The organism is Nocardiopsis chromatogenes YIM 90109, from assembly GCF_000341185.1.
GTDB lineage: Bacteria > Actinomycetota > Actinomycetes > Streptosporangiales > Streptosporangiaceae > Nocardiopsis_A > Nocardiopsis_A chromatogenes.
The window spans coordinates 1-25,803 of the sequence record NZ_ANBH01000256.1 but is presented as its reverse complement, the minus strand read 5'-3'; the positions used below and the strand labels follow the sequence as shown (position 1 = coordinate 25,803).

The window sequence follows — 25,803 nt, the reverse complement described above, 5'->3', positions numbered from 1 at the left end:
CCGCGTCCACCTGTCGTCTCGGGTGTCCGCTACTCGGCGGCGTTGTCGTGGGCCTCCCGTCCCTGGTCTGGGGGTGTCGCTTCGGTGGCCGTGGGCTCGGGGCCCGGCGGGGTCTCCTTCGGTCGCCGGGCGGAGTGGTATGGGTCACTCATGAGTGGATTCTTTTGCCTGGTATGTCGCTTGGTGTCTGGTTTCGGACTGACGGGTGGAATGGTCGCGGGGGTGCTCTGAAAAGGGGGCCCAGAACCCGTGTCGCCGTGTCCTTCCGGTATCGGTCCCGGTCACGGGAGGCGCGCAGCCGCAGGGGTTTTCGCATCTCGGCCAACGGCGTGTGAATTGCGCTTGGACGCAATGAATATTGTCCACAGCACGACCGGAGAGGTCGTATCGTGATCTCTGTTGCCGATTCGCCCCCATGCGACCGAGGACTGCGATGTCTGAAACTCCCCCGACCGTCGCGGGCGTCCCCGGGGAACCACCGGTGCTGGGCGACGACCCCGACGCCGGCCTGAGCGGGGTCCGCTCGGTCCACGTGTGGATCTCCCTGCTCCCCGCCCTGCTGGTCGCCGCCGTCGCGGCCGTCGCCGTCGCGGCCCTGCTCACCGCGTCCCCCACGGACATGACCTCGGCCGTGGTGCTCATCGCCGCCGGTGCCTGCGCCGCCCTCGTCATGGCCGGGGCGGTCCTGCTGGCCGAGCGCGCCACCACCAGGGTGGAGCGCGCCGCGGACGCCCTCCGCCGCCGCAGCGAGCGCACCCGCGGCGCCCTGCTGCACCTGTCCGCGCGCATCGAGCGCGGCGAGGACGTGCGGCCGGTCGCCGAGCCCAGCCTGCCCGCCGGGGGCGACGCCTTCACCCTCCTGGCCCACGAGCAGCGCGCGGCCCTGACCGCCGCCTGGAACGCCGCCGTCCGCGCCCACCGGGCCCACCTCGCCCGGCAGGGCGGCGCGGAGGCGGCCGGGCAGGCGGGTCCGGAGCGGCCCGCGGCCCCGTCCCCCGCCGTCCGCACCGAGGCGGCGCCGGACGCGCAGGGCCACCGCGCCCCGTCCCCCTACAGCGTGCCCACCCCGAACCTGGGCACCGGGCAGCAGGTCGAGGTCTTCGTCAACGTCGCCCGCCGGATGCAGTCCCTGGTGCACCGCCAGATCGGCCTCCTCGACGAGCTGGAGGCCCAGGTCGAGGACCCGGACCTGCTCAAGGGCCTGTTCACCATCGACCACCTCGCCACCCGCATGCGCCGCCAGTCCGAGAGCCTGGCCGTGCTCGGCGGCACCTCCTCCCGGCGGCGCTGGAGCCGCCCGGTCAACCTCTACGAGGTGCTGCGCTCGGCGGTGGCCGAGGTCGAGGACTATTCCCGGGTCAAGGTGGTCCCGCCCTCCGGCGGCACCCTGGCCGGCGGCGCCGTCGTCGACGTCATCCACCTCATCGCCGAACTGGTGGAGAACGCCACCAAGTTCTCCCCGCCGCGCACCCGGGTGCTGCTGCGCACCGAGGAGGTCGGCGCGGGCATCGCGGTCGAGGTGGAGGACCGCGGTCTGGGCGTTCCCCCCGAGGAGCGGCGGCGGATGAACGAGCTGCTCGCCGAGCCCGACCGGGTCGACATCGGCGAGCTGCTGCGGGACGGCCGCATCGGGCTGTTCGTCGTGGCCACCCTGGCCCGCAAGCACGGCGCCCGGGTGCAGCTCCAGTCCAGCGTCTACGGCGGGACCCTGGCCGTGGTCGTGCTCCCGTCCGCCCTGCTGGGAGCGGCCGAGGAGCGGCCGCGGCGCAGGCCCGTCCAGGAGGCGGCGGCGACCGGCGGGCAGCGCGTCCCCGGGGCGTCGGCCGACCGGTCCACACCTCACGGGGAGGTCCCCTCCGTGCCGAACCCTGCCGACTCCGTGCCGCCGGGCCCGTCCCCGAACCCGTCCCCGGGGCCGGACCCCGCGCCGGTCCCCGCCGCCCCGGGGCCGATGCCCTCGGCGCAGCCGTCGGCGATCTCGTCGGCCTTCGAGCGCGCGGGTGTCGCCCGGCCCACTCCGCCCCCGTCCGGGAACCCCGGGGAGCACGCCCCCCAGGCGCCCGCGGCCCCGGCGCCCGCGCCGGGCGGCCAACCCCCCGTCGGCCCCGCGGTTCCGCAGGACAACGCCGCGCGGCCCCCGCTCCCCGAACGCCAGGTCCAGGAGAACCTCGCCCCCGAACTGCGCCGCTCCTCCGACGCCGCCCCGAGCGCCCCCGGCGAGGACGCCCCGACGCTCGGACTCATGGCCGCCTACCAGGGGGGGATCCGCCGCGCAGAGCAGGAGGGCGGTGACGGCACCCCCGCCCCCTGAGGCGTGTTCCCGGTCCGCGGCCGTCCTGCGGGCCCCCGCACGCCCGTCCGATCTTTCGAGTGCCCCGTCCCTCTTGAAAGTGAGTCCCACACGATGGTGAGCCCTGCGCCCCCGGGTCCGGATTCGGACCTCGCCTGGCTGCTGAGCGGCCTGGTCCAGCGCGTCCCGCACACCCGCAGCTCCGTCCTGCTGTCCTCGGACGGCCTCACCAAGGCCGCGCACGGCCTGGACCGCGAAGGCGCCGACCAGCTCTCGGCCATCGCCTCCGGCCTGTTCTCCCTGGCCCGCGGGACCGGGGTGCGGTTCGGCGACGGCGACGCGGTCCGCCAGGTCGTCGTCGAGCTGGACACCTCGCTGCTGTTCGTCGCCTCCGCCGGGTACGGCTCGGTGCTGGCGGTGCTGGCCGGCCGGGAGGCCGACGCCGGTGTCCTCGGCTACGAGATGTCCCAGCTCATCAAGAGCGTGCGGCCCTTCCTGGCCACCCCGGCCCGGTCGGCCCCCGACGGCGCGGGCGGACATGGCCGCTGACGACGAGCCCCTCATCGACGAGGACGCGGGGCGCCTGGTGCGCCCCTACACGGTGAGCAACGGCCGCACCGCCCCCACCCGCAGGCTGGACCTGATGTCGCTGGTGGCCTCCACCGGCCGGGTGGGCCAGTCCGACCTGACCCCCGAGTACGCCCGCACCCTGCGGCTGTGCAAGGGCCCGACGTCGGTGGCCGAGGTGGCCGCGCACCTGCGGCTGCCCGCCGCGGTCACCAAGGTCCTGCTGTCCGACCTGGTCGACGCCGGGGCGGTGGCCGCCCAGGCGCCGCGCCCGGCCGCCGACCCCTCCGACAGACGCCTACTGGAGATCCTGCTCGATGGCCTACAGCGACGGCTCTGACCCGTTCCCGACCGCCGTCAAGGTCCTGGTCGCGGGCGGCTTCGGGGTCGGAAAGACCACCTTCATCGGCTCCGCCAGCGAGATCGAGCCGCTCAGCACCGAGGAGCTCATCACCGCGGCCAGCGCGGGCCACGACGACCTGCACGGGGTCGAGGACAAGACGACCACCACCGTGGCGTTCGACTTCGGCCGCATCACCATGGACCCCTCACACGTGCTGTACCTGTTCGGCACCCCCGGCCAGGACCGGTTCTGGTTCATGTGGGAGGAGCTGTCCAACGGTGCGCTGGGCGCGGTCGTGCTGGCCGACCCGCGGCGCCTGCAGGACTGCTTCTCGGCGGTCGACTTCTTCGAGCACCGCCGCATCCCGTTCCTGGTGGCGGTCAACGAGTTCGACGGCGCCTACCGCTACACCGCAGAGGAGGTGCGCTCGGCGCTCAAACTGGGCGCGGGGACCCCGGTGCTGACGTGCGACGCCCGCGTGGCCCGCTCGGCCACCGAGACGCTCATCGCCCTCGTCCGGCACCTGATCGCCGTCCCCGCCTCGCCCTAGCAACCGCGGCCCGGCACGCCCCAGCACGGCCCGACACCGCCCAGTACGGCCCGGCACCGGCCGGGACCGGTCAGCACCGCGAAACCCTGCCGAACGGAGTCCCCCGTGACCGACGTACCCGAAGGACACATCATCGTCCCCGAGGACCAGGAGGCCGCCGAACGGGTGGCGCGCCTGGACGAGCTGGGCCTGGGCGCCGGGCCCGACACCGAGTTCGACGCCTTCGCCCGCGACCTGGCCCAGGCGGCCGGAGCCCAGTTCGCCATGGTCAACTTCATCAAGGAGGACCACCAGTACTTCGCCGGCCTGTACGTCTCCGACAGCGCCCAGGGCGGGTCGGTGCTCAGCACCGAGTCCAGCGCCGCCGACACCCCCGACCGGGTGATGGAGCGCGACCACGGCTACTGCCCGCACGTGGTGGCCCGCCGCCTGCCGCTGGTGCTGGACGACGTGTGCGACTACCCGCGCTTCGCCGGGAACCCGGTGGTCGACGAGATCGGCATCCGGTCCTACATGGGCGCGCCGCTGATCGACCGCGACGGCACCACGCTCGGCACGATCTGCGTGGTCGACCGGGAGGCGCGGCCGTGGGGGCGCCCCGGCCTGGAGCTGATCAAGGAGCGCGCCGCCGAGCTGATGGACATGGTCCACCGGCGCGAGGAGGTCCGGCAGGGCGCCGCCGAGTAGGCGCGGACGCCGGGAGCCGCCGCGGCGGTCGTCTACCGGCCACTGGATACACGCGAGGAGCGCGGTGCGGGGCACCGCGCTCCTCTGTCGTCGGCCGGTCCCGTCCGCCCTCGCCGTGCCGACCGCGGCGGGGGCGCCCGGTGCTCAGGGGGCGGCGTACTCCGGGGCGAAGGGTGCGGCCAGCTTCTCCGACCACTGCCCCTTGGCGGTGCCGAGGCCGAACTCGGCCAGCCGCAGGAGCTGGATGTCCGAGGTCCCGGCCGGGGCGAAGATGTGCTGGGCGTCGCGCAGGTACCGCTCCAGCGGGCGGTCGGTGAAGAGCCCGCAGGCGGCGTGCACCTCCATGGCGTCGCGGGCGGTGTCCAGGGACGACTCGACATTGACGAGCTTGGCGTTCATCAGCTCGGCGTCGCAGGGCATCCCGTGGTCGAGCAGGTGGACCGCGTGGTAGAGCGCGATGCGCGCGGTCATCAGCCGGGACCGCATCCGCCCCAGCTTGATCTTGATGTTGGGCAGTTCGGCCAGCGGCCTGCCGTAGCGCTCCCGCTCGGAGGCATAGGCCAGGGTCTCGTCGACGATGGCCCGGTGGATGCCGAGGGAGACGGCGGCGAGGTTGGCGCGGCCGTAGAGGACGCTGGAGGAGTAGGCGACCGGCAGGCCGTCCCCCTCCTCGCCGAGCCGGTTGGCGGCGGGGACCCGGCAGTCCTCGAAGACCAGCTCGCCGAAGCTGAAGCCGTGCAGCCCCATGGAGGGGACGTGCTCGCCGAGGGAGAAGCCGGGCCGGTCGGCCTCGACCAGGAACGCGGACAGGCCCTTGGAGCCGGGGCCGGTGCGCACCACGACCCCGTGCAGGTCGCCGACGTGGCTGTTGCCGACGAACACCTTGCGGCCGTTGAGGATGTAGTCGTCGCCGTCGCGGACGGCGGTGGTGCCCATGCCCAGCACGTGGCCGCCGGACTCGGGCTCGGTGACGGCGATGGTGGGCAGGCAGCCGCCCGCGGCGATCGCCGGCAGCCAGGCCCGCTTCTGGTCCTCGTCGCCGAAGTTCACGATCTTGGCGACGCCGAGCTGGGAGGCCTGGACCATGGCGCCCATCGCGCCGCTCACGCGCGAGAGCTCCTCGATGATCACGGTTTTGGCCAGGTGCCCCAGCCCCATTCCGCCGTGGCCGGTATCGATGGTCACGCCGATCCAGCCTTGTTCGGCGATCTTTCGCGACAGTTCATATTGGACGGTTCGGGAGGCCTCCATCTCCGGGACAAGGGGGGCCACTTCGGCTTCCGCGAATGCTCTGACCTCTTTTCGCAGACGCTCATGCCGTTCCGTGGTGAACGGTTCGACCAAGGGGGTCTCCTCATGCGTGGATCGATGGTGCGTCGGGGGTGCGCACAGCGGGAGGGCCTGAGCCCCAGGGGATCCAGGGTCTTCAGGCCCTACCGGGAGATCATCCTGATTTCCCCGGATGGGAAACACAAGGCCTTGGCGTCCTTCGCCCATCTGGCAGTGCCCGTGAGAGGTCTCACGTTTCGGTCGGAGCCATTTACGGTACACCGGTGAATTGTCGGCCCAAAAAATGCTGTGGACCTGCGGAAATCCGCTGGGATGTCCAGGGGGCCGATGCTTTCGGTGGAAGAGGGGTGGAAGGGGGGCGAGTGGGGGAACGCCGTTCGGTTTCCAGGGGGGCGGAAGCCGGGCGCGGCGCCGCCCGGAGTAAGAAAGGCCCGCCCCTGCGGGGCGGGCCCGATGCGCGGAGGGTGTGGGATTCGAACCCACGAAGCCCGGTCAAGGGCTTGGCGCTTTTCAAGAGCACTGCACTAGGCCGCTATGCGAACCCTCCGTGAGCGCGGTCGCCGACCCCCGGGGTGCTCCACCTCGTGGGCGGCCCGCTCTCCGCGCTCATGCTAGCTCACGCTCCGCGCCTTCGTGGCCGCGGGCGCCGGGGAGTCCGTGGGCGTGCGCGTGGTCCCCGTGGACGTGCAGGTCCCATTCGGGGAACGGGTCTTCAAAGGCCTCCGCGGAAAGCGCGCGCTCGCCCGGGCCTAGAAGGCACTCTCCCAGTGCCGCCCGGAGCGCGCTCCCCTTGAGGCCCTGTCCGATGAAGACCAGCTCCTGGGCCGCGCCTCGGGCGGCGCTCTCCTGCGCGCCTGCACGCCCGTCCCGGAGGCCGACCCCGAGGCCGTCCCCGAGCCCGCCTTCCGGCGCCGGTTCGGCGCCGAGGGGCTCGGTGTGGAGAACGGGCCCGGCCTGTGACCACAACCCGCCCACGCCGGGCCGGGAGGCGAGGGTGAAGAACCCCTTGGAGCGCAGCACGGTGCCGAACTCCCCGGTGTCCAGGCGCTCGGCGGCCAGGGCCCACAGGCGGCCCGGGTGGAACGGGCGGTCGGCCCGGAAGACGATGCTGGATATGCCGTACTCCTCGGTCTCGGGCACATGGTCGCCGTTCAGCTCGGCGACCCACCCGGGGGCCTGGGAGGCCCGTTCCAGGTCGAACAGCCCGGTGCCGAGGACCTCGCCGAGGGCGACCCGCCCCCGCTCGGCGCGGACCAGGCGGGCGAGGGGGTTGAGGCGGCGCACCGCGGCCTCCACCCGGTCCGCCTGCTCCTCCGAGACGAGGTCGAGCTTGTTGAGCACCAGCACGTCGGCGAACTCCACCTGGTCCACGAGCAGGTCGCTGACGGTGCGCTCGTCGTCCTCGTAGGCGTCCAGGCCGCGTTCGGCGAGGTCGTCGCCGCGCTCCAGCTCACGGAGGAAGGCGCCCGCGTCGACCAGCGAGACCATGGTGTCCAGTCGGGCGATGTCCTGCAGCACCGAGCCGTCTTCGGCGGGGAAGGCGAAGGTGGCGGCGACGGGCATCGGCTCGGAGATGCCGCTGGACTCGATGAGCAGGTAGTCGAAGCGCCCCTCGCGGGCCAGGCGGGCGACCTCTACCAGCAGGTCGTCGCGGAGCGTGCAGCAGATGCAGCCGTTGCTCATCTCCACCAGGCGCTCCTCGGTACGGGACAGCGCCCCGCCTTCGCGCACCAGGCCGCCGTCGATGGCGACCTCGCTCATGTCGTTGACGATGACGGCGACGCGCATGCCGGAGCGGTTCGCCAGCACATGGTTGAGCAGGGTGGTCTTCCCGGCTCCGAGGAAGCCGGAGAGCACGGTCACCGGAAGCGGGGCGCGCGCCGGGGGCGGGCCGGACGGTGTGTCCATGGGGGTCCTTCCGCAAAGAGATTGAAAATGATGATCATATTCAATCGTGCGGGCGCCGCCGTGCGTCCGCCGCCCCGGCCCGGCGGCGGGGTCAGTCCGCGGCCTCCAGCGTCCTTCCGTCCTCGAAGCACCAGGCCCAGCCCTCGCCCGGTTCGGCGGAGGCGGCGATCGGGTGGTCGCGGGAGGCGGCGTGCGCGGAGGCGTGGCGGGCGGGGGAGGAGTCGCAGCAGCCCACGTTCCCGCAGGACAGGCAGGTGCGCAGGTGCACCCAGTCCCTCCGGCCCTCGCGCAGGCAGTCGGTGCACCCCGACGAGCGGGGCAGGACCGGCCGCACGCCCTCGGCGTGCGGGCAGGCGCTCGACGGGTCGGGGCGGAAGTCCACCGGGGTGTCGGTGCGCGGGTGGTCCCCCGGTGCGGCCGACGGCAGGCCGAGGCGCTCCACCACCGCCGCGCACACCCGGTCGGCCGCCGACGCGGGGCCGTCCAGCACCCGGTCCACGCCGGCACGGACCAGCTCGCGGGGGTCCGGGCCGTCGACCGGGCAGACCGCGATCGGCACGTCCGGCGCCGCGCGGGCGATCACCGAGGCGATGGCGGCCGTCTCCTCCCCGGTGTTCTCGCAGATCAGCACCAGCCGTGCGGAGCGCAGCCCGGCCTGCTCCAGCACGTTGCGCTTGACCGGGTCGCCGCGCACCACCCGGTACCCGGCCGCCTCGGCCTCGGCCGCCAGGTCCGGCCCCAGCGTGGTCACCGACACCGGGACCCCGTGGGCCCGCAGCGTCGCGGCGACCTCCCGGGCGACTGGGCCCCACCCCGAGATCAGCACCGGGTCCTTCGCGGAGCAGGCCGCGGGGTCCTTCTTCCCGGCGGCGGGCGCGGGGGCCGCCGATCGGCGCGGGCCCAGCACCCGGCCCAGCCGGTCGCCGAGCGAGGCCAGCGCCGGGGTCGCCACCATCAGCAGCACCGTCACCGAGATCAGCACCTGCTCGCCCCGGTCCCCCAGGGCGCCGAAGTCCAGACCGCCGTCGTGCCCGGCCCGCTGCAGCACGAAGGAGAACTCGCCGATCTGGGCGAGCATCAGCCCGCCCGCCACCGCGGTGGGCGCCCCCAGGCGCAGCGCCGCCAGCGCGGCGGCGCCGGTGACCGCCTTGACCGCGACCACGCCCAGGGCGATCAGGCCGATCAGCCACCACAGCTCCGCCAGCGCGCCCAGGTCCAGCAGCATCCCGATGGAGACGAAGAACAGCGCGCTGAAGACGATCTGCAGCGGCAGCACCTCGCCCAGGGCGTGCTGGCCGTGCCGGGACTCGCTGACCACCAGCCCGGCCAGGAACGCCCCCAGCGCCACGCTCACCCCGGCGAGCGAGGTGACGAAGGCGGTGCCGATCCCCAGCGCCACCACGGTGAGCAGGAAGACCTCCGGCGAGCAGGCGCGGGCGACCGCCTCCAGCAGCGGCGGCATCACCTTGCGGGCGACCNCCACCAGCCCCCCCGCCAGCACGGCGGCCGCGGTGCCCAGCGCCCGGGCGATCTCCCCCGGGCCGCCGCCCTCGCCGGTCAGCAGGGGCAGGAACAGCACCATCAGCACCACGGCCAGGTCCTGGAAGATCAGCACCGCCACCCCGGCCTGGCCGACCGGGCGGGTGGTGTCCCCGCGCGAGGCCAGCAGCTTCAGCACGATCGCCGTGGAGGAGAGCGAGACGAGCAGCCCGGTGAACAGGGCGGCCCGCCAGTCGGCGCCGAAGAGCGCCGTGGTCCCGGCGGTGACCGCGACCGCCAGGGTGACCTGCAGGCCGCCGCCGACGAGTACGTGGCGCTTGATGGCCGCGAGCCGCTCCAGGGAGAATTCGATGCCGATCGTGAACAGCAGGAGGATGACCCCGATGTCGGCGGCGTCCTCGACGACCTGCGTGCTCTGTACGAGGCCGAGCTGGTGCGGTCCGATCAGCACCCCGGCCAGCAGGAACCCCACGATGGGCACGATGCGCAGCCGCGTGGAGATGTAGCCGATGACCGCCGCCGCGCACACCAGTACGGCCAGCGGCATCAGGTAGTCGGGCACGCTTTCGCCCGCGGCCAGGTGCATGGTGGTGATCCCCCCTGTGAGCGCCCCGGGCCGGTGCCGCCCGGGCCGCATCGGCGTGCGGCACCGACATTATGGGGGCCGTGGGCCGAGGCGGGGCGCAGGCGGGGTGCCGGGTCGCGGCGGGGACGGGCGACGGGGGCTGGATCGTTGATGGGGAGCGTGGGCCCCGGTCAATGGTCGTCGGCCACCGGCAGCCGCTTGGCCGGGGCGCCGACCGGCCGGTCGTGCCGGATCGCGGCGTAGGGCGCACAGCCCCTCCGGCACACCCCGGCCCAAGGGCCCCGGCGGTGCACCCGGCACGGCGCCCGAACACGCCCCTCGCCGCGTTCGGATCAGCCGCGGGCACGCCCAGGCTGACTCCCCCCCCTGCTCGCAGGGAATACGGCGGCATCGCGGTGACCGTGCCCGGACGCCGCTCGCTACGGTCATAATCCACGCGGTACCCCCTGGCCCCGGGCATTACTCGTGAGTAACATTTGGACCTATGACATCGAACGACGCCGAGACGGCGGAGACGCTCAAGGCCGGCTTCCTGGCCACCGTCCCCTTCGCGCGCACCCTGGGGCTGCGCTTCGAGGAACTGGAGCCGGGCCGCTCCGTCATGCGGCTGCCCGACGAGCCCGCGCACCACAACCACATCGGCGGCCCGCACGCCGGTGCGATGTTCACCCTGGCCGAGTCGGCCTCCGGGTCCATCATCCTGAGTACCTTCTCCGACCAGCTCGACCGGGCCGTGCCGCTGCCCACCACCGTCACCCAGACCTTCGAGAAGGTCGCGATGGGCGACATGGTGGCCGAGGCGAGGCTGGGGCGTCCCCGCGAGGAGATCGTCGCCGAACTGGACGCCGGGAAGCGCCCGGAGTTCCCGGTGGAGGTGGAGCTGCGCACCGAGGACGGCACGGTGACCGGGCACGTGACCGTGGTGTGGACCCTGAAGCCCAAGCGCAGGGACTGAGGCCTGGGGACGGCGGTCGGGGCCCGGCGGCGCCCCGACCGGGTCGCCTCCCGCGCCGTGCCCTCGTCGGCCCGGGGCCACCGTGGCGGGCACGTCGTCCGGAGCGGGCCCATCCCTCCTGCGGCGCTCTGACAGGGGCCCCGCTTGAGCGGACGTCTTGAGCGGACGCCGCCCGTGCGGGCACCTCCTCTCCGGCGACCGGCCCCGGCGACCGGCCCCGGCGGCCGCGGCCTCCGGGGAACTGTCGCCCTCGCCGAGTACGGTGACGGCAGTCCCGGCCCGCAGGGGCCGGGCGGCGAGTTCCAGGAGGTTTTCCGGGTGAGGATCCGAGCCGACCGAGACGTGTTCGCCGAGGCCGTCGCCTGGACCGCCCGGGCACTTCCGCTGCGCCCGGCCATGCCGGTTCTGGCGGGCATGCGCATGGAGGCCGCCGACGGCGGGCTGCGGCTGTCCGGGTTCGACTACGAGGTCTCGGCCCGCGCGCGCGTGGACGCCGAGGTCGAGGAGGCCGGGGCGGTGCTGGTCTCCGGCCGCCTGCTGGCCGAGATCGCGCGCAGCCTTCCCGCCCATCCCGTGCAGGTCGAGGCCGACGGCGGCCGAGTGCTGCTCACCTGCGGTCCGGCCCGCTTCACCCTGGTCACCCTGCCCCTGGAGGACCACCCGCTGCTCCCGGACCTGCCGCCCGCGGCCGGGTCGCTGCCCGGCGAGGCGTTCGCGGGCGCGGTGCGCCAGGTGGTCCCGGCCGCCAGCCGGGACGACACGCTGCCCATGCTCACCGGGGTGCACCTGGACTTCGGCGCCGAGTCCCTGGCGCTGGCCGCCACCGACCGGTACCGGATCGCCGTGCGCCGGATGTGGTGGAGCCCCGAACATCCGGGAGCCGCCGGGTCGGCGCTGGTGCCCGCGCGCACCCTGAGCGACCTGGCCCGCACCTTGGACCCGTCGGCCAACGTGGAGGTGTTCCTGTCGGGGGCGTCCGGCGGCGCCGGGGCATCGGGCGGCGGGGGCATGATCGGCTTCGCGAGCGGCGGCCGGAGCAGCACCACCCGCCTGATCGACAGCGACTTCATCCCCTACGAGAAGCGCTTCCCGGCCGAGGCCGCGGCCCGGGCCGAGGTGTCGCCCGCGGCGTTCACCGAGGCGGTCAAGCGGGTGGCGCTGGTGGCCGACCGCAGCACCCCGGTGCGGATCTCCTTCACCCCGGGCTCCGGCGGCGCCGCGGGCGAGGCGGTCCTGGAGGCCGGTTCGGGCGAGGACGCCCAGGCCGCCGAGGTGATCGCGGTGGACTACGACGGCGAGCCGATGCGCATCGCGTTCGCCCCCGGCTACCTGCTGGACGGCCTGGCCGGGGTGTCCACCGAGCGGGCGCGCCTGGACATGACGCAGCCCACCAAACCCGCGGTGGTCTCCGACGCCCCCGAGGCCGAAGGCGACGAGCCGGAGTTCCGCTACCTGGTGATGCCGCTGCGCCTGTCCTGAGGGCGCCGGGCCGCCCTGCGGGGGCGGCGCTGCGGCTCGGCGCCGCGGGGGGAGGCCGCACCGGGCGGGGTCAGTCGGGGCATCCCTCGTTGCTGGCGATCTCCTCGCGGTCGAAGGGGACGAGTTCGTAGTGGAGCGTGCGGTAGCGCAGCAGCCGGTGGGTGGCGGGCACCGCCCAGCGCTGCAGCATCGGGTGGCGACGGCCCAGGAGGAGGGCCGCGTGCCGGGACTCGGCGTCGTCGAGCAGGCGGACCCGTCCGCGGACGGGCAGTCCGCGGGGCTCTCCGCGGAAGCTGCAGGGGCGCAGGTCGGCGACGGGGTTGTTGCGCAGCCGCTTGGCCTTGCCGGAGTCCTCCCAGGTGCGGAAGATGATCCGCGCGCCGTCGATGACGATGCTCACCGGGGTGTCCACGCCGGTGACACCGTCGGACCGGTAGGTGGTGAGCAGCGCCGTCTTGTGGCCGCGGAACGGTTTGAGGAGCGTGGCCGTGTTCATCGAGGGTGACTCTCCTTGGGTCCGTTCGTGTACAGACCACCTTCCCAACGCAGTGACCTGAATCACCTTCGCCACGCCTGGGATCGCCCCGCCGGGGCCGGGGCGCCGTCGGCCCGCACGCGGAAGGGGGAGGCTGGGGAGGGGGCGCCATCGCCCCGAGTCGGAGGCGGACGCGGCCACCGGGAGTGGCCCGAACCGGACACGAAGGGCGGTTTATCCACAACGATGTGTGGTTAGGGGTCTCCATCTCGACCCTGATCGGGGGATGAGCGCGACCTTGTCCACAGAAATCCCCACCCCTGTGGAAAACCCGGCGTGGGGACCGCGGTGTGCGGCGGCCCCGTCGGTCCCGGCGGCGACGAAGGCTCGCGCCCCTTCCGGCAGCGCTGTCGGCCGCTCGGCGTGCGGTGGTCGGTGGGCTCGGCGACAACGGGGAGAACCGGGCGGGCAGCGGCTCGGCTAGGGCGTGTTGATCGGATCATGGATGTCGCGAGCGGCCTCATGTCCATCGCAAGGCCGCTGTGTTCCCGAAAAGCAGGAGGAGTCGGCCTGGGCGTGCCGTCGACCGATGAGAACGCGGCGAGGGACGCGCCCGGGCGCCGCGCAGCAGATCATGATCCAATCAACACGCCCGGGATCGTTGATGGGAAATGTGTGTCCCGATCAGTGGTCGAAGATCACCGGCCGCTTGAGCGGGGCCCCGATCAGCCGGGCGCGCCGGATCGTGGCCTCAAGCGCGCGGCCCCTCCGGCACACCCCCGGCCCCAATGGCCCCTTCAGCGTCCAGACCACCCGCCCCGATGCTCTGGCGCACCCGGCCCGCTCACACCGACCGCGGGCGCCCCTCGCCGTGCTCGCAGCAGGTTCAGAAACTTCCCATCAAAGATCTAGGCGCCCCGCGAACCCCGACGGGCGTCCTGCGTGGCGGAATCGCCACTGTGAAGGCGTTCAGGTGGCGATTCCGCCACGCAGGATCGCCGGGCGCCGCGCCTCGCGTCCCGTCGACCCGCCGCCCGGACGCGGTCCGGAGCGGAGTTCCGGGCGCGGCTCAGGGGGCCGCCGTCACTCGCCTTCCGGCAGCGACGAGGTGGACCCGCCCCCGACCGCGGTCTCCATCCCCAGCTGGGCGCTGCGGCCCCGCAGGTATCCGGCGCGGTACCCGGCCTTGTGGTGGGTGCGCTCCGGCCGGGGCTGCTTGAGGTCGGGGAAGCGCTTCTGGAAGTCCTCCTTGACCCGGTCCACGTCGGAGCGCAGGACCAGTTCGGCGCCGATCGGCTCGCCGTCCGCCGAACCGGACCCCGAGCCGCCCCCGGCCTCCGACTCCTCCTGCAGCCGCGCGCGGAACTCGCGGATGCGCTCGGCCACCGCGTGCCCGTAGGCGCGGACGAACGAGCGGTAGAACCGGCTGCGCTCGGTGGCCAGCGCCGACCGGTCCAGGTTGCGCAGCTCGCGCAGGTCGGCGATGTGGTTGCGGGCGGTGAACCGGGCCGAGGCCTCCATCTGCAGGGTGATGGAGGGCAGCAGCACCCGCAGCGAGTCCAGGGCGGACTCGGTGCCCACGACGATCAGGGTCCGCTCGGTGTTGGCGGAGGTGTTGCCCCGCACGGCCGACTGGCAGCCGAACGCGGCGGCGATCTTGGCCAGCGCCTTGACCCGGGCCTTGCCGTGCCCCCCGGAGCCGGAGACGGGGAAGTCGAGGCGGGAGACCGACTCGGCGTCCTCGCCGCGCTGGGCGCGGGCCTCGGCCTCGGCGATGGCGTGCCGGGTCATCAGCTCGGCGGCCTTGGCGGTGAAGGCCTGGCTCTCGGCGTCGGTCACCGACGGGTCCTCTGCCTTGCGCAGCAGGCTGCGGACCCGCTCGACCATCTTGCGTCGGGCGTCCTCGGTGTCGGTGGTCAAGAGGCTCCTCTCAGCGGCCTCCATCGAGGTTACCGGCGGTGGGGGCGCGTGGGGTGCGGCCGTCCACAGGGTGTGGGAAACGGCGGGCGGACACGCGCGGGGGCCGGGGCGCCCGTGCGCCCCGGCCCCGAACCGGCGGCTACCGGTTCCCGCCCCCGGCGACGGTGCCGATCAGGCCGAGGATGACCCACAGCAGGGCGACGGTGCCCAGACCTGCGAAGACCCCGCCGATCAGGCCGCCACCGGTCAGCAGGGTGACCAGCGCGACACCGATGCCGCCCGCCAGGGCGGGCGCCCCGGCGAACTTCCACGGGTACTGCCCGGCCCACCGGCGCGCCCGGCGGTCGCCCTTGCTCCCGATCAGGGCCACGGCCCCGCCGACGAGGGCGAAGAAGAAGATCCCGGTGGTCAGGCCCGACCCGATCGACATGTTGAGCAGGAACGAGACGGCCCCGGTGGCCGCTCCGGCTCCGAGGGCCCATCCCCAGGGCCAGATCATCGTCGCCGAGGCGACGGGAGTGAATGCGTTGCCGCGCTCCAGCGTCATGACAGCTCCTCGCTCGGCGGTGGACCGCCGTACCGCTACGTCTGCACTCCAGCATGCCCGGGAACGGCCCTGCGGCCATCAGGGCCCACCCCTGACTTACCCCTGAGCCGCCGTCTCCGCACGTATCCACCGCGCCCGGCCACGGCCGTCTTCAGGTGGGCAACGAACGGCCCCCCTCCGGAGTGCCCGCCGCGGAGGGGATCGCGGGCGTCGCGGCCCCTCGGCGCGGGCGGCCGGTGGCCGCGGCCGACCCGGTGGGCGCCGTGGCGACGGTCCGGGCCGACGGTTCCCGCCCTGGGGCGTACCGGGCCGCCCTCGAAGCCCTGACCCGCGCCCCGCTCTTCGGCGGGCGGCCAGGGGGCGTCGAAGGCGGTCTCGGTCGGCAGAAGCTCCACCGCTCCAGCGGACGCCACCGCCCCCCGCCCTGGGCCCCGGTCGGCGCGTCGCTGTTAGCTTGCCGTCCATGACCCGTTTCCGCGTCGTGGACGCCTTCACCGACCGCCCGTTCTCGGGCAACCCGGCCGCCGTGCTCGTGCTGGACGGCCCCTACGACGACCGGTGGGCCCAGCGGGTGGCCGCCGAGTTCAACCTCTCCGAGACGGCCTTCCTCATCCCCGACGGCGGCCCCGCGGCCGACTACGGGCTGCGCTGGTTCACCCCCGTCGTGGAGGAGGCGCTGTGCGGCCACGCCACCCTCGCCGCCGCGCACGCCCTGGTCGAGGACGGGGCCGTGGGCCCCATCCGCTTCTCCACCCGGTGGAACGGCGTCCTCACCGTCGAGCGGCGCGACGGGCGGCTGTGGATGGACTTCCCCGCCAACCCGCCGCAGGAGGCCCCGGTCCCCGACGGCCTCGCCGAGGCCCTCGGCGCCGGCATCGTGCGCGCCGGGACCGCGGGGACGGGCGACCTCCTCGTCGAGCTGGACGACGAGTCGGCCGTGCGCGCCCTGGATCCGGTCCCCGCGCGGCTCGGCGGCTACGCCGAGCGCGGCGTCATCGCCACCGCCCGCGCGGACGAGGGCCGCCCGTACGCCTTCGTGTCCCGCTTCTTCGCCCCCGGCGTCGGGGTCGACGAGGACCCGGTCACCGGCAGCGCCCACACCGTGCTCGCCCCCTACTGGGCCGAGCGGCTCGGGGGCGCCGCCTTCGAGGCGCTCCAGTGCTCCGCACGCACCGGGCGGCTCTCGGTCGAGCTGCCGCCGGAGGCCCCGGGGCGGGTGCGCATCGGCGGGTCGGCCGTCACCGTCTCAGAGGGCCACTTCATGGTCTGACCCGGGGACCGGGTCCGCCGCGCCCGTGCCCGCACGCTCCAGCAGCCACGCCGGAGGCACGGTGCCGGGCCCCCGGTCGGCGGTGACGGTGAGGACCGATCCCCGGTGGTCCGGGCCGGCGTCCGCGACCACCTCGACCCCGGGCACCGGGGCCACCGGCACCGGGGTCACCAGCCGGACCCGCGGGAACCAGGTGTGCAGCGGCGGCAGCCCCAGGCCGGGAGGCAGGTCACCGGCGGGGACGCCGCCGCGGGCCAGCCCGGCCAGCGCGTCCCGCAGGGCCGAGGTCCGCTCCGGGGAGGCGGCCTCCCCCGCCCGCTCCAGCACCGGGCCCGCCTCTACGACGAGGTCGAGCCGGGCCCCCAGCGCCGACCGCAGCAGCGGCCAGGCGTCGGCGAACGCGGGCACCAGCGGCAGGCCCGGCACCTCGTCCAGCGGCACCCAGCGCACCGCCTCGCTCTCGGCGTTGCCGGGCGCGAACTCGGCGGCCTCGGGGGCGGCGGCGAGCACCGAGTCGTAGTGCCAGACCCGGTCCCCGGCCCGGTACACCCCGGTCACCTCGAACGCGCCCGGATCACCGGCGACCTCCTCGCCGAACTCGCGCAGCGCCGCGGCCACCGGCCCCTCCCAGCTGTCCACAGCGCCGCCGGGCAGGCCCCAGGTGTCGCCCTGGTGGGTCCAGGCGGCCCGGTGCTGGAGCAGGACACACCGGCCGCCGTGTGGGCCGGGGGCGTGCAGCAGCAGCCCCGCCGCCCCGTACCGCCCCCACCTGTGTGTACCGTCCGCCAGCGTGACCCAGCCGTTGCCGTCGCCCTTGGCCCCTGAGGTCATCCGCGCTCCCCCTTCGCCGTCAACGCCGTCCCCCTGTTCCTACCGCACACGGCCGGTCCCGCGCGGCCGACTCCGGACAGCGCCACCTCCGTTGGCCGGTCTGTCACCCGGCCCGGATAAGATTCACCGGCCATGAGAACCCGGGCCCCCTTCGCCGCGCGACTGCCCTTGGACACCCTCGACCTCCTGAGGCGCTACTGGGCACCGTTGCTGTGCGTCTGGCTGGCCGGGGACATCTCCTACCGCCTGCTGCTGCGCGGCATGGCCAAGGCGGCGGCCTTCGAACCGCTGCTGGGCTACCTGGCGCTGGGCGTGCTCCTGCTGGTCCAGCTCGCCACCTACATCGTCATGTTCCACCTGCTGCGCCCCGCGCTGCCCACGGTGGACGCCGAGTACCGGCGGGTGCGGTCGGGGGCCCTGCGCGACACGGCCCGGCGCGGCGGCGTCGCCCTCGCCGAGCGCACCCTCGTGGACGCCATCGCGATGGCGATCCTGCCGTTCCTGATCTTCTACAGCGCCTGGGACCTCTACGCCGAGGAGTACCGCAAGCTCACCGTGGCCGCGGTGAACGAGGAGGGCCTGGACACGCTGCTCGACCTCGGCACGCTCGACCACTCCGCGCCCATGCTGGCCATCGCGGCCGCCGCGTTCGGGCTCCGGGCGCTGTGCGAGCACTTCTACAAGAAGAACGACGGCAAGATCCTGGGCCTGGGCACCGCGCTGTTCGAGGCCACCTGGATGTTCATGGGCACCTTCACGCTGGTGTCGGCGTTCACGGAGTTCTGGAAGTGGGCCAAGAGCCGCGCCGCCTGGGTCGTGGTGCAGGACGAGATCGACGGCGTGATCAACTGGGCGTCGGCGCAGGTCGGTGTCGACCTGCAGGACACCGTGCTGCGGATCACCCGCTCGGTCGACACCACGTGGTCGATCTTCAAGGACGGCTTCCTCCAGCCGCTGGTGTGGCTGACCATCACCGCGGTCGTCTTCGGCGCCCAGATGGACCGCTACAGCGGGCTGTTCAACGGCAGTGGCCGCACCGCCCGGCTGGAACGCGCGCTGACCGGCGCCAAGGGGCCGGTCGCCGCGGTCCGGAGCTGGATGCGCAAGGACGCCGGGGACAAGTACATCCCCTTCATCAACGCCTTCAAGTTCATCCTCAGCGTCAGCCCGGTCTTCTACCTGTCCTTCTCGCTGTACTACGTCCTCGTCATGCTGGGCACCGAATGGATGGAGCGCGGCTTCTACCTGGTCTTCGGGCCGGACGAATGGCTCCTGTGGTGGCCGTGGCTGGAGCCCGTGTCGGTGGCCACCCGCCTGGTCCAGGACCTGCTGCGGATCTGCCTGCTCGCCGCCACCTTCGAGCTGATCCTGTTCAAGGTCGGCGGGCAGAGCACCGGCCGTCGGGCCCGCCGGGCCGCCCCGGAGCCGGACGGCGCCGGGGCCGGTGCGCCGTCGGCGGTGCGCTGACGGCGCACCGGCCCCGGCAGGGGGCCGACACGGCCGGGGCGCGCGCACCGGAGGGGGCGGGCCGGGGCCGCCCCCCGACCGCGTCAGGAACCCCCGTTGACCCGCTCGACGGTGTCCATCATGTGCGCCGAGATCAGCTCCAGCAGCAGCTCCTCGTCGCCGTCGGAGATGGCGTCCAGCAGCTTGCGGTGCTCTTCGACCAGCTCGTCCGGCTCCGGGTAGCTGCGCTGCATCACCGTCAGGCACATGCGGGTCTCCACCAGCAGCGTCTGCGCCATCCGCTCCAGCCGGGAGTTGCCCGAGCAGCTCACGAGCGCCTGGTGGAAGGCCTGGTCGGCGTCGCTCATCGCGCCCCGGTCGCCGGTGGCGGCGGCCTCCTCCAGCGCCGCCAGCGCCGCCGTGAGCCGGGCCAGCGCCTCGCCCCGGTTGCCGCGCATGATCAGGGCGCACGAGGTCCGCTCGACCGCCAGCCGGGCCACGTAGACGTCGTGGACGTCGTCGGCGGTCAGCTCGCGCACGAACAGGCCCCGGTGCCGCTCACTGCGCAGCAGCCCCTCCTGCACCAGGCGCTGCATGGCCTCGCGGAGCGGGCCGCGGCTGACGCCCAGCCGGGAGGCCAGGTCGGTCTCGCCCAGCTGGTCGCCGGGGGACAGGGAGCCGTACATGATCGCCTCCCGGAGCTGGTCGGCGATCAGCTCCGAGGTCGATCTCCTCGGTACGGGATGGAGTCGTCCTGGGGAGGTCATGACATGTGTTCACCTCACTCTGGGCGTGCGGCCGCCCGCCCGGGCGGCCGCACGCGCACGTCTTCCGTGCGTCGCACCTTATGTCCGCTGCGCGGCCGCTTCGGCCGATCCCGTCCGGAACAGGGTGCCCAGCCCCTCGCGCGGGGCGGTGTCCCCGGCCAGGCGCAGCCCTTCCCACACGCTCACCTGGTTGGCGGTGAGCACGGTCTTGCCCAGCCGCTCCTCCAGGGCGTCCAGCACACCGGCGGTGTGCAGCGCCGTGTCGGGCACCAGCACCGCCTCGGCGTCCGGGTGGTCGCCCGCCGCGGCGAACTCCAGCACCTCGTCCGGGGGCAGGGTGCCCACCTCGGCCGCGGTGACGATGCCCCGGCCCGCCCAGGCCGCCACCTCGATCCCGGCGCGGCCGAGGAACTCGGCGAAGCGCCCGGCGACGTCGCCGGGGTAGGTCGCCGCGACGGCGACCCGGCTCAGCCCCAGGGCGCGCACCGCGTTCACGAACGCGAACGACGTGCTGGACGAGGGGCACCCGGCCTCCCGGCCCACGGCCTCGGCCTGCTCGGTCGCGCCCTCCCAGCCGAAGACGAAGCTTCCGCTGGTGCACGCCCACACCGCCGCGTCGACGCCCAGGGCGCGCAGCTCGCGCGCCCCCTCGCCGAGCACGTCGTCCCCGCCGACGTCGAGCAGCGCGTCCACCCGGTGCGCGTCCTCGCGCATGAGCGTGTGCACCACCCGAAGCTCCGTCCCCGGGCCGAGGAGCTCGGCGAAGACCGGGTAGTCGTCCTCGGCGCTGTGCCCTGGGTACAGGAATCCCGCGATGGTCATGCCCGTGCCGACCGCCTCTCCGTGTCGTCTCCCTCGTCGCCGCCCCGGCCCCCGTGCGCCCGCGCCCCGGCCGGGGCCGTCGCCTCCACGAGGTGCTGCCCGGCGCCCACCGGGTGCCGGCCGACCGCCTTCAGGGCGGCCCACATGGTGACCTGGTTGGCCGCCAGCACCGGCTTGCCGAGCATGCGTTCCAGCGGCGCGATGATGTCGTAGGTGAGCACGTTGGTGCAGCTGATGAAGACCGCCTCGGCCTCGGGCCGGTCGGCGCCGCGCACCGCCTCGACCACCTCGGCGTAGGAGACCTTCCAGATGTGGTCCAGCAGGCCCAGGCCCACCGCGTTGACCACGTCGGTGCCGTGCTCGCCGAGGTAGGTCACCAGGCGCTCGGTGACGCTGTCCACGTAGGGGGTGACCACGGCGATCCGGCGGGTGCCGACCGCCTCCAGCGCCTCGATGAGCGCGCCGGAGGTGGTGACCGCCGCGGGGGCGCCGGCGTCCAGGATGGCCTGCTGCAGCCGCCGCTGGCCCTCGGCCCCGTGCACGAAGCTGCCCGAGGCGCACGCGTACCCCACGACCAGGGGCTCGGGCGCCAGCAGGTCGCGGGTGGCGCGCGCCGCGCCGTCGCCGTCGCTGAGGGCCGAGGCCTGGTCGACGGTCACCGGCACGGGCACGAACGGCAGCCGGGTGACGTACAGGGAGACGTCGTCGGGCGCCCAGCGCCACAGCTCGCGGTCGAGCGCGAAGTCATAGGGCGCGATCACGCCCACGCCCGACTGCGACGGGGTCTCGGCCACCGCCGAGATCTCCACCAGTCCGGTCGCCGTCTCCTGGTCGGGGAGCAGGCCGCGCTCGCCCAGCAGCGACAGCGACGCGTCCCGCTCGGCCTCGGGGCCGCGGGTCCGGGGCGCCGACACCCCGGGCCCTCCTCCGCAGGCCGGGCCGGTGGTTCCGTGTTCGGTCCGCATTGGTCACTCACCTCCTTCTTCGCGTTCTGATCCTGGGGTCGTGGGTTCTCATTCGTGGTGCGGTCCGCGGGCGGTACCGGATCAGCGCTCCAGGCGCCGGTAGACCAGCCGCTCACCGGCGCCGCCCGAGCGCCACACGTCGTTGCAGGCCTCGGCCATCCGGTCCAGGCCCTCGACGATGCCCGCGAACACGTTGCCGGGGACCCAGCCGACGTCCCCGTTGAGCAGCAGGTTGTTGCGTCCGTAGAAGATCGCCAGGTCGATCACGCCGGGGAGGCCGTCGATGCCCTTCTCCTCCTTGAAGCGGCGGTCGAGCATCCCGCCGTTGAAGGAGAAGTAGACGACGTCGCCGGGGATGGGCGTGACGGTGGGGTTCTCCTGGCCGGGCTCCTCCTCGGCGAAGCGCGGCACCATCGTGTACACCTCGTTGCGGGCGTACTTGGCGTGGTAGGCCTCGCCGCCCTGGGGCAGGGCGTTCCAGACGGCCTCGCAGGTCCGGGGGGCGTCCTTGTCGTAGAGCTCGGCGACGCACTCCACGCCGCGCTTCTCCAGAGTGATGGACATGTACCGGGGCATCGTGGCATCGGCCTTTCGTCGCGGTGGGTGCGGCGCGGTGCTGGTGGCCGCCCGTGACGCGGCCCGCAGCCCTGGTGCGTGTGCGGGCGCCCGTGTCTCACGGGGTGTCCTCGCCCGCACAGAGGTACATCATCCGCTGATTGTCGACAATCATACGATCGCGGTCCCTGAAGGATCAACGGCCACCCCGGTACGGTGGGTCACCTTCCGGTCACCTGGTGCGCGGGGCGGTCGATTGTTGACAATCGTAGGGGCGGTCCCTAGCGTTTCAAAGGCTTCGCGGCACCCGTGATCGCCCACCGGCGCGGACGGGTAGGGGAGCAGCGACACGAGCACGATTGTTGATTCCGGAGCCGCCCCCGTGACGACCGCCGACCCCTCCGCGCCCGCCCTCGTCGTCCTGCACGGCGGGGAACTGCCCCCCGGCCGCGAGCGCATCGACCGCCACCCCGGCCTCTCCGAGGTCCGCTACGCCACCGCCGAGCAGCTCCCCGAAGCCCTGCCCGGGGCGCGGGTCCTGCTGGTGTGGGACCTGTTCACCGAGGCCCTGACGGCCGCCTGGGACGCCGCAGACTCCCTGGAGTGGGTGCACGCCGCCACCACCGGCGTGGACAACCTGATGTTCCCCGGACTGGTGGACAGCGACGTGGTGGTGACCAACTCCCGCGGCGTCTTCGAGGGGCCCATCGCCGAGACCGTGCTCGGCCTCGTCCTGTCCTTCGCCAAGGACCTGCACGGCAGCCGCGACCTGCAGCGCTCCCACACCTGGAAGTGGCGCGAGAGCGAGCGCGTCCAGGGCCGCACCGCGATGGTCGTGGGAACCGGCCCCATCGGCCGCGCCATCGCCCGCCTGCTGACCGCCGCCGGGCTGGAGGTCACGGGCGCCGGGCGCACCCCCCGCACCGGCGACCCCGACTTCGGCACCGTCGTCTCCGCCGACCCCGCCGCGCCCGGCGGAATCGGCGACGCCCTCGCCGACGTGGACTACGCCGTCGTCGCCGCGCCGCTCACCGACGCCACCCGCGGCCTGTTCGACGCCCGGCTGCTGGCCCGGATGAAGCCCACCGCGCGGCTGATCAACGTGGCGCGCGGCCCCATCGTCGTCGAGGAGGACCTGGTGCGCGCGCTGCGCGAGGGGACCATCGCGGGGGCGGCCCTCGACGTCTTCGAGACCGAGCCGCTGCCGAACTCCTCGCCGCTGTGGGACCTGCCCCAGTCGGTCGTCCTGCCGCACATGTCGGGAGACGTCGTGGGGTGGAAGGACGAGCTGGTGCGGGTCTTCCTGGACAACCTCGACCGCCGCCTGCGCGGCGAGGAGCCGCGCAACCTCGTGGACAAGGCGCGGGGCTACCCGCGCGGGTAGGGCGTGTCGCGGGACACGCCCTGGGGACGGACGGTCCGGAGACGGACGGGCTGGAAACGGAGGGGTCACCATGACGACCAGGCACGAGGGGGAGGCGGTGGACAGGGACGCCCCCGCCGATCTGACGGCGGCCGACCTGCTGGAGGGGTACGCCCGCGGCGGCCCCACCCCGGTGGAGGCGCTGGAGTCGGTGCTGGCGCGCATCGACCGCGAGGACGCGGCGCTCAACGCCTTCTGCGCGGTCTTCGCCGACGAGGCCCGCGAGCAGGCGCGCGCGTCGGCCGAGCGGTGGGCGCGCGGGGCCCCGGCCGGGCCGCTGGACGGGGTCCCGGTCGCGGTCAAGGACGTGCACCTGATGCGCGGGCACCCCACCCGGCGCGGTTCCCACGTCGCCGGGGCGCACGCCCCCTTCGACGACGAATCCCCCGTGGTGGCCCGGCTGCGCGAGTCCGGTGCGGTCTTCACCGGCAAGACCACCACCCCCGAGATCGCCTGGAAGGGCGTCACCGACTCCCCGCTCACCGGCGTCACCCGCAACCCGTGGGACCTGTCGCGCACCCCCGGCGGGTCGAGCGGCGGGGCGGCGGCCGCGGTCGCCGCCGGGATGGGGCCGATGGCGACCGGGACCGACGGCGGCGGGTCGGTGCGCATCCCGGCCTCCTTCACCGGGGTCTACGCCCTCAAGCCCACCTGGGGCCGGGTGCCGCACTACCCGGCCAGCGCCTTCGGCAGCCTCGCGCACACCGGGCCCATCACCCGCACCGTCACCGACGCGGCGCTGATGATGGACGTGATCAGCCGCCCGGACGCGCGGGACTGGGGGGCCATGCCGCCCCCGGCCGAGTCGTTCGCCGAGGCGGTGGCCGCCGCCGACGTGCGGGGCCTGCGCGTGGCCTACAGCCCCGCGCTGTGGGGCATCGCCGTGGATCCGGAGGTGGCCCGGCTGTGCGAGCGGGCGGCCGGGGTGTTCGAGGAGCTCGGCGCGCACGTGGAGCGGGAGGACCCGCCGGTCCCCGACTGCCGCGAGGAGTTCCACGTGCTCTGGTACAGCGGCGCGGCCAAGGCCATGGAGGGCGTGGCCGAGGAGGACCTGGGGCGCGTCGACCCGGGCCTGCTGGAGATCGTCGGGGAGGGCCACCGCTACAGCGCCGTGGACTACCTGCGCGCCACCGCCGTGCGGATGTCCATGGGCGAGGCCATGGGGCTGTTCCACGAGCGCTACGACCTGCTGCTGACCCCGGCCATGCCGATCGCCGCGTTCGAGGCGGGGCTGGAGGTGCCCCCGGGCTCCGCCGACCCGCGCTGGACGTCCTGGGCCGGGTTCAGCTACCCGTTCAACATGACCTCCCAGCCCGCGGCGAGCGTCCCGTGCGGGCTGACCGAGGGCGGGCTCCCGGTGGGGCTGCAGATCGTGGGGCCCAGGCACGCCGACGGGCGGGTGCTCGCCGCGTCCCGGGCCTATGAGGAGGCGAGCCCCTGGCCGTCGCTGGTGGGCTGAGGGCCNNNGGGACCGCGGTCCCCGCGAAGCGGCGCACCGGCCGCCCGGTCCGGGACGATCCGGACCGGCCCCGCCGACCCGACAGGGCCGCCCTGATCTGCGGCAGACGCGGGATTCGGGACCTTGGGCCGCCCCTATTGATGGCCTTCGGCGGACGCGCGGGACGAAGGGGGTAATACCGTCGTTCCCGTCGAATCCGCAGCGACGCGCGCCCGGCACGGTCCGGGCGCTCCGGGGAGGGGAGCCCATGGCGCCGGGAGCCGCGACGAAAACGATCAAGGTCTTCCTGGTCGACGACCACGAGGTGGTCCGCAGGGGCGTGGCGGCGCTCCTGGACGGCGAGGAGGACATGAAGGTGGTCGGCGAGGCCGGGACCGCCGAGCAGGCGCTCGCGCGCATCCCCGCGGCGTCTCCGGACGTGGCCGTGCTGGACGTGCGCCTGCCCGGCGGGTCGGGGGTGAGCGTGTGCCGGGAGATCCGGTCGGACCGCCCCGAGATCGCCTGCCTGATGCTGACCTCCTTCGCCGACGACGAGGCCCTCTTCGAGGCGGTGATGGCGGGCGCCGCCGGGTACGTGCTCAAGCAGATCCACGGCGCCGACCTGGTCGGCGCGGTGCGCACGGTGGCGGCGGGCGGCTCGCTCCTGGACCCGGGGAGCACGGGGCGGGTGATGGAGCGCCTGCGCAGCAACCCGCCGCGCCCCGACCCGCTGTCGGAGCTGAGCCCCCAGGAGCGCCAGATCCTGGACCTGATCGGCGAGGGCCTGACGAACCGCCAGATCGGTGAGCGGCTGTACCTGGCGGAGAAGACCGTGAAGAACTATGTGTCGAGCCTGCTGTCCAAGCTCGACCTCAAACGCCGCACCCAGGCGGCGGTCCTGGTCGCCGAACTCCGGACGCGGGGGCGCTCCCACTTCGAGCCATAGCGCGGTCCATGAGGCGCCTCGTAGGCGGATCGTAGACGGGCTCCCACGAGTCGGCGGTCCTCACGGCGGCGCCGTCGGGCATGCGGACGCACGCCGTGGCCCGGCGGCGACGGCGGAGCAGGCCCCCGCTCGGTGGCCCCGGACGGGGCCGGTGACCACTCACCGACTCCGGCCGTCCGGCGGGTTGGCGGGGTGCGGGGTGGAGGGCGGCGACGACGAAGGTCGGCGGCTCTCCCCGCAGCG

At 74.1% G+C, this 25,803-nt stretch carries 25 protein-coding genes and 1 tRNA gene; 12 read left to right on the top strand and 14 right to left on the bottom strand.

Going from position 1 to position 25,803, the window contains the following annotated elements:
- Positions 1 to 29: 29 nt before the first annotated feature.
- Positions 30 to 152 carry a hypothetical protein gene (locus D476_RS39820; RefSeq protein WP_275041567.1) on the bottom strand — a complete coding sequence of 41 codons (123 nt, stop codon included), beginning with the start codon at positions 150 to 152 and terminating at the stop codon, positions 30 to 32.
- Between the two features lie 281 nt (positions 153 to 433).
- On the opposite strand from D476_RS39820, the gene D476_RS0123665 reads away from it, so the two are divergent.
- From D476_RS0123665 to D476_RS0123645, 5 genes are all read left to right on the top strand, one after another.
- Positions 434 to 2,311 (top strand): sensor histidine kinase, encoded by a 1,878-nt coding sequence (locus D476_RS0123665; RefSeq protein WP_026123799.1) that lies wholly within the window; start codon positions 434 to 436, stop codon positions 2,309 to 2,311.
- 93 nt (positions 2,312 to 2,404) lie between these two features.
- On the top strand, positions 2,405 to 2,839 hold the full coding sequence (locus D476_RS0123660) for a roadblock/LC7 domain-containing protein (protein WP_017626400.1): 435 nt from the start codon (positions 2,405 to 2,407) through the stop codon (positions 2,837 to 2,839).
- Positions 2,829 to 3,197, top strand: a complete 369-nt coding sequence (locus D476_RS0123655; protein ID WP_017626399.1) for a DUF742 domain-containing protein — start codon at positions 2,829 to 2,831, stop codon at positions 3,195 to 3,197. Before D476_RS0123660 ends, D476_RS0123655 begins: the two co-directional genes overlap by 11 nt.
- Entirely contained in the window at positions 3,175 to 3,750 is a 576-nt protein-coding gene (locus D476_RS0123650; RefSeq protein WP_017626398.1) for a GTP-binding protein, read from the top strand. The genes D476_RS0123655 and D476_RS0123650 overlap by 23 nt, the downstream gene beginning before the upstream one ends.
- Before the next feature lie 105 nt (positions 3,751 to 3,855).
- A complete protein-coding gene (locus D476_RS0123645; RefSeq protein WP_017626397.1) occupies positions 3,856 to 4,437 on the top strand; it encodes a GAF domain-containing protein in 582 nt (193 codons plus the stop codon).
- A 144-nt stretch (positions 4,438 to 4,581) separates the two neighbouring features.
- Here the strand turns inward: D476_RS0123645 and D476_RS0123640 are convergent, their stop codons facing one another.
- The 4 genes from D476_RS0123640 to D476_RS0123625 all read right to left on the bottom strand — a co-directional run bounded on the left by D476_RS0123640 (position 4,582) and on the right by D476_RS0123625 (position 9,682).
- Positions 4,582 to 5,781, bottom strand: a complete 1,200-nt coding sequence (locus D476_RS0123640) for an acyl-CoA dehydrogenase family protein (RefSeq protein ID WP_083939613.1) — start codon at positions 5,779 to 5,781, stop codon at positions 4,582 to 4,584.
- Positions 5,782 to 6,185: 404 nt separating this feature from the next.
- Positions 6,186 to 6,274: transfer RNA gene (locus D476_RS0123635), tRNA-Ser, on the bottom strand.
- Between the two features lie 59 nt (positions 6,275 to 6,333).
- A complete protein-coding gene (locus D476_RS0123630) occupies positions 6,334 to 7,635 on the bottom strand; it encodes a GTP-binding protein (protein WP_017626394.1) in 1,302 nt (433 codons plus the stop codon).
- A gap of 91 nt (positions 7,636 to 7,726) precedes the next feature.
- Positions 7,727 to 9,682: a cation:proton antiporter domain-containing protein gene (locus tag D476_RS0123625; protein WP_449289414.1), complete on the bottom strand. Its 1,956-nt coding sequence runs from the start codon at positions 9,680 to 9,682 to the stop codon at positions 7,727 to 7,729.
- A 523-nt stretch (positions 9,683 to 10,205) separates the two neighbouring features.
- On the opposite strand from D476_RS0123625, the gene D476_RS0123620 reads away from it, so the two are divergent.
- Together D476_RS0123620 and dnaN are read left to right on the top strand one after the other, a co-directional pair.
- Positions 10,206 to 10,676: a DUF4442 domain-containing protein gene (locus D476_RS0123620; RefSeq protein ID WP_017626392.1), complete on the top strand. Its 471-nt coding sequence runs from the start codon at positions 10,206 to 10,208 to the stop codon at positions 10,674 to 10,676.
- A 318-nt stretch (positions 10,677 to 10,994) separates the two neighbouring features.
- On the top strand, positions 10,995 to 12,155 hold the full coding sequence (gene dnaN, locus D476_RS0123615; RefSeq protein ID WP_026123797.1) for a DNA polymerase III subunit beta: 1,161 nt from the start codon (positions 10,995 to 10,997) through the stop codon (positions 12,153 to 12,155).
- 70 nt (positions 12,156 to 12,225) lie between these two features.
- Here the strand turns inward: dnaN and D476_RS0123610 are convergent, their stop codons facing one another.
- From D476_RS0123610 to D476_RS0123595, 4 genes are all read right to left on the bottom strand, one after another.
- Positions 12,226 to 12,651 carry a PPOX class F420-dependent oxidoreductase gene (locus tag D476_RS0123610; RefSeq protein ID WP_017626390.1) on the bottom strand — a complete coding sequence of 142 codons (426 nt, stop codon included), beginning with the start codon at positions 12,649 to 12,651 and terminating at the stop codon, positions 12,226 to 12,228.
- A gap of 663 nt (positions 12,652 to 13,314) precedes the next feature.
- A complete protein-coding gene (locus D476_RS39815) occupies positions 13,315 to 13,443 on the bottom strand; it encodes a hypothetical protein (protein ID WP_275041566.1) in 129 nt (42 codons plus the stop codon).
- 270 nt (positions 13,444 to 13,713) lie between these two features.
- Positions 13,714 to 14,517, bottom strand: coding sequence for a DUF2786 domain-containing protein (locus tag D476_RS0123600; protein ID WP_040726893.1), 804 nt, complete (start codon positions 14,515 to 14,517; stop codon positions 13,714 to 13,716).
- A 172-nt stretch (positions 14,518 to 14,689) separates the two neighbouring features.
- Positions 14,690 to 15,097 carry a hypothetical protein gene (locus D476_RS0123595; protein ID WP_017626387.1) on the bottom strand — a complete coding sequence of 136 codons (408 nt, stop codon included), beginning with the start codon at positions 15,095 to 15,097 and terminating at the stop codon, positions 14,690 to 14,692.
- A 463-nt stretch (positions 15,098 to 15,560) separates the two neighbouring features.
- Here D476_RS0123595 and D476_RS0123590 point away from each other — a divergent pair, with 463 nt between their 5' ends.
- Positions 15,561 to 16,367 carry a PhzF family phenazine biosynthesis protein gene (locus tag D476_RS0123590; RefSeq protein ID WP_026123796.1) on the top strand — a complete coding sequence of 269 codons (807 nt, stop codon included), beginning with the start codon at positions 15,561 to 15,563 and terminating at the stop codon, positions 16,365 to 16,367.
- Here D476_RS0123590 and D476_RS0123585 read toward each other — a convergent pair.
- Positions 16,344 to 17,198 carry an NUDIX domain-containing protein gene (locus D476_RS0123585; RefSeq protein ID WP_017626385.1) on the bottom strand — a complete coding sequence of 285 codons (855 nt, stop codon included), beginning with the start codon at positions 17,196 to 17,198 and terminating at the stop codon, positions 16,344 to 16,346. The genes D476_RS0123590 and D476_RS0123585 overlap by 24 nt on opposite strands.
- Before the next feature lie 132 nt (positions 17,199 to 17,330).
- Between D476_RS0123585 and D476_RS0123580 the strand changes: the two genes are divergently transcribed.
- Positions 17,331 to 18,665, top strand: a complete 1,335-nt coding sequence (locus tag D476_RS0123580) for a hypothetical protein (protein WP_051061826.1) — start codon at positions 17,331 to 17,333, stop codon at positions 18,663 to 18,665.
- An 83-nt stretch (positions 18,666 to 18,748) separates the two neighbouring features.
- Here D476_RS0123580 and D476_RS0123575 read toward each other — a convergent pair whose 3' ends face one another.
- The 4 genes from D476_RS0123575 to D476_RS0123560 form a co-directional block, all read right to left on the bottom strand.
- Positions 18,749 to 19,411 carry a GntR family transcriptional regulator gene (locus tag D476_RS0123575; RefSeq protein WP_026123795.1) on the bottom strand — a complete coding sequence of 221 codons (663 nt, stop codon included), beginning with the start codon at positions 19,409 to 19,411 and terminating at the stop codon, positions 18,749 to 18,751.
- 78 nt (positions 19,412 to 19,489) lie between these two features.
- The gene (locus D476_RS0123570; RefSeq protein ID WP_017626382.1) at positions 19,490 to 20,233 is read right to left on the bottom strand and encodes a maleate cis-trans isomerase family protein; all 744 of its coding nucleotides are present in this window, start codon (positions 20,231 to 20,233) and stop codon (positions 19,490 to 19,492) included.
- A complete protein-coding gene (locus D476_RS0123565) occupies positions 20,230 to 21,198 on the bottom strand; it encodes a maleate cis-trans isomerase family protein (protein ID WP_017626381.1) in 969 nt (322 codons plus the stop codon). Before D476_RS0123565 ends, D476_RS0123570 begins: the two co-directional genes overlap by 4 nt.
- 81 nt (positions 21,199 to 21,279) lie before the next feature.
- Positions 21,280 to 21,762, bottom strand: coding sequence for a DUF3830 family protein (locus D476_RS0123560; RefSeq protein WP_026123794.1), 483 nt, complete (start codon positions 21,760 to 21,762; stop codon positions 21,280 to 21,282).
- 373 nt (positions 21,763 to 22,135) lie between these two features.
- Here D476_RS0123560 and D476_RS0123555 point away from each other — a divergent pair, with 373 nt between their 5' ends.
- The 3 genes from D476_RS0123555 to D476_RS0123545 all read left to right on the top strand — a co-directional run bounded on the left by D476_RS0123555 (position 22,136) and on the right by D476_RS0123545 (position 25,560).
- On the top strand, positions 22,136 to 23,137 hold the full coding sequence (locus tag D476_RS0123555) for a D-2-hydroxyacid dehydrogenase (protein WP_017626379.1): 1,002 nt from the start codon (positions 22,136 to 22,138) through the stop codon (positions 23,135 to 23,137).
- A 70-nt stretch (positions 23,138 to 23,207) separates the two neighbouring features.
- A complete protein-coding gene (locus D476_RS0123550; RefSeq protein ID WP_017626378.1) occupies positions 23,208 to 24,635 on the top strand; it encodes an amidase in 1,428 nt (475 codons plus the stop codon).
- Between the two features lie 247 nt (positions 24,636 to 24,882).
- Entirely contained in the window at positions 24,883 to 25,560 is a 678-nt protein-coding gene (locus D476_RS0123545) for a response regulator (RefSeq protein ID WP_017626377.1), read from the top strand.
- Positions 25,561 to 25,803 lie beyond the last annotated feature (243 nt).

Coding starts and splice junctions, on each gene's coding strand:
- D476_RS39820 (WP_275041567.1), bottom strand. CDS start 152: ATGAGTGACCCATACCACTCCGCCCGGCGACCGAAGGAGACCCCGCCG.
- D476_RS0123665 (WP_026123799.1), top strand. CDS start 434: ATGTCTGAAACTCCCCCGACCGTCGCGGGCGTCCCCGGGGAACCACCG.
- D476_RS0123660 (WP_017626400.1), top strand. CDS start 2,405: ATGGTGAGCCCTGCGCCCCCGGGTCCGGATTCGGACCTCGCCTGGCTG.
- D476_RS0123655 (WP_017626399.1), top strand. CDS start 2,829: ATGGCCGCTGACGACGAGCCCCTCATCGACGAGGACGCGGGGCGCCTG.
- D476_RS0123650 (WP_017626398.1), top strand. CDS start 3,175: ATGGCCTACAGCGACGGCTCTGACCCGTTCCCGACCGCCGTCAAGGTC.
- D476_RS0123630 (WP_017626394.1), bottom strand. CDS start 7,635: ATGGACACACCGTCCGGCCCGCCCCCGGCGCGCGCCCCGCTTCCGGTG.
- D476_RS0123620 (WP_017626392.1), top strand. CDS start 10,206: ATGACATCGAACGACGCCGAGACGGCGGAGACGCTCAAGGCCGGCTTC.
- D476_RS0123610 (WP_017626390.1), bottom strand. CDS start 12,651: ATGAACACGGCCACGCTCCTCAAACCGTTCCGCGGCCACAAGACGGCG.
- D476_RS0123600 (WP_040726893.1), bottom strand. CDS start 14,517: ATGGTCGAGCGGGTCCGCAGCCTGCTGCGCAAGGCAGAGGACCCGTCG.
- D476_RS0123595 (WP_017626387.1), bottom strand. CDS start 15,097: ATGACGCTGGAGCGCGGCAACGCATTCACTCCCGTCGCCTCGGCGACG.
- D476_RS0123590 (WP_026123796.1), top strand. CDS start 15,561: ATGACCCGTTTCCGCGTCGTGGACGCCTTCACCGACCGCCCGTTCTCG.
- D476_RS0123585 (WP_017626385.1), bottom strand. CDS start 17,198: ATGACCTCAGGGGCCAAGGGCGACGGCAACGGCTGGGTCACGCTGGCG.
- D476_RS0123580 (WP_051061826.1), top strand. CDS start 17,331: ATGAGAACCCGGGCCCCCTTCGCCGCGCGACTGCCCTTGGACACCCTC.
- D476_RS0123575 (WP_026123795.1), bottom strand. CDS start 19,411: ATGACCTCCCCAGGACGACTCCATCCCGTACCGAGGAGATCGACCTCG.
- D476_RS0123570 (WP_017626382.1), bottom strand. CDS start 20,233: ATGACCATCGCGGGATTCCTGTACCCAGGGCACAGCGCCGAGGACGAC.
- D476_RS0123565 (WP_017626381.1), bottom strand. CDS start 21,198: ATGCGGACCGAACACGGAACCACCGGCCCGGCCTGCGGAGGAGGGCCC.
- D476_RS0123560 (WP_026123794.1), bottom strand. CDS start 21,762: ATGTCCATCACTCTGGAGAAGCGCGGCGTGGAGTGCGTCGCCGAGCTC.
- D476_RS0123550 (WP_017626378.1), top strand. CDS start 23,208: ATGACGACCAGGCACGAGGGGGAGGCGGTGGACAGGGACGCCCCCGCC.
- D476_RS0123545 (WP_017626377.1), top strand. CDS start 24,883: ATGGCGCCGGGAGCCGCGACGAAAACGATCAAGGTCTTCCTGGTCGAC.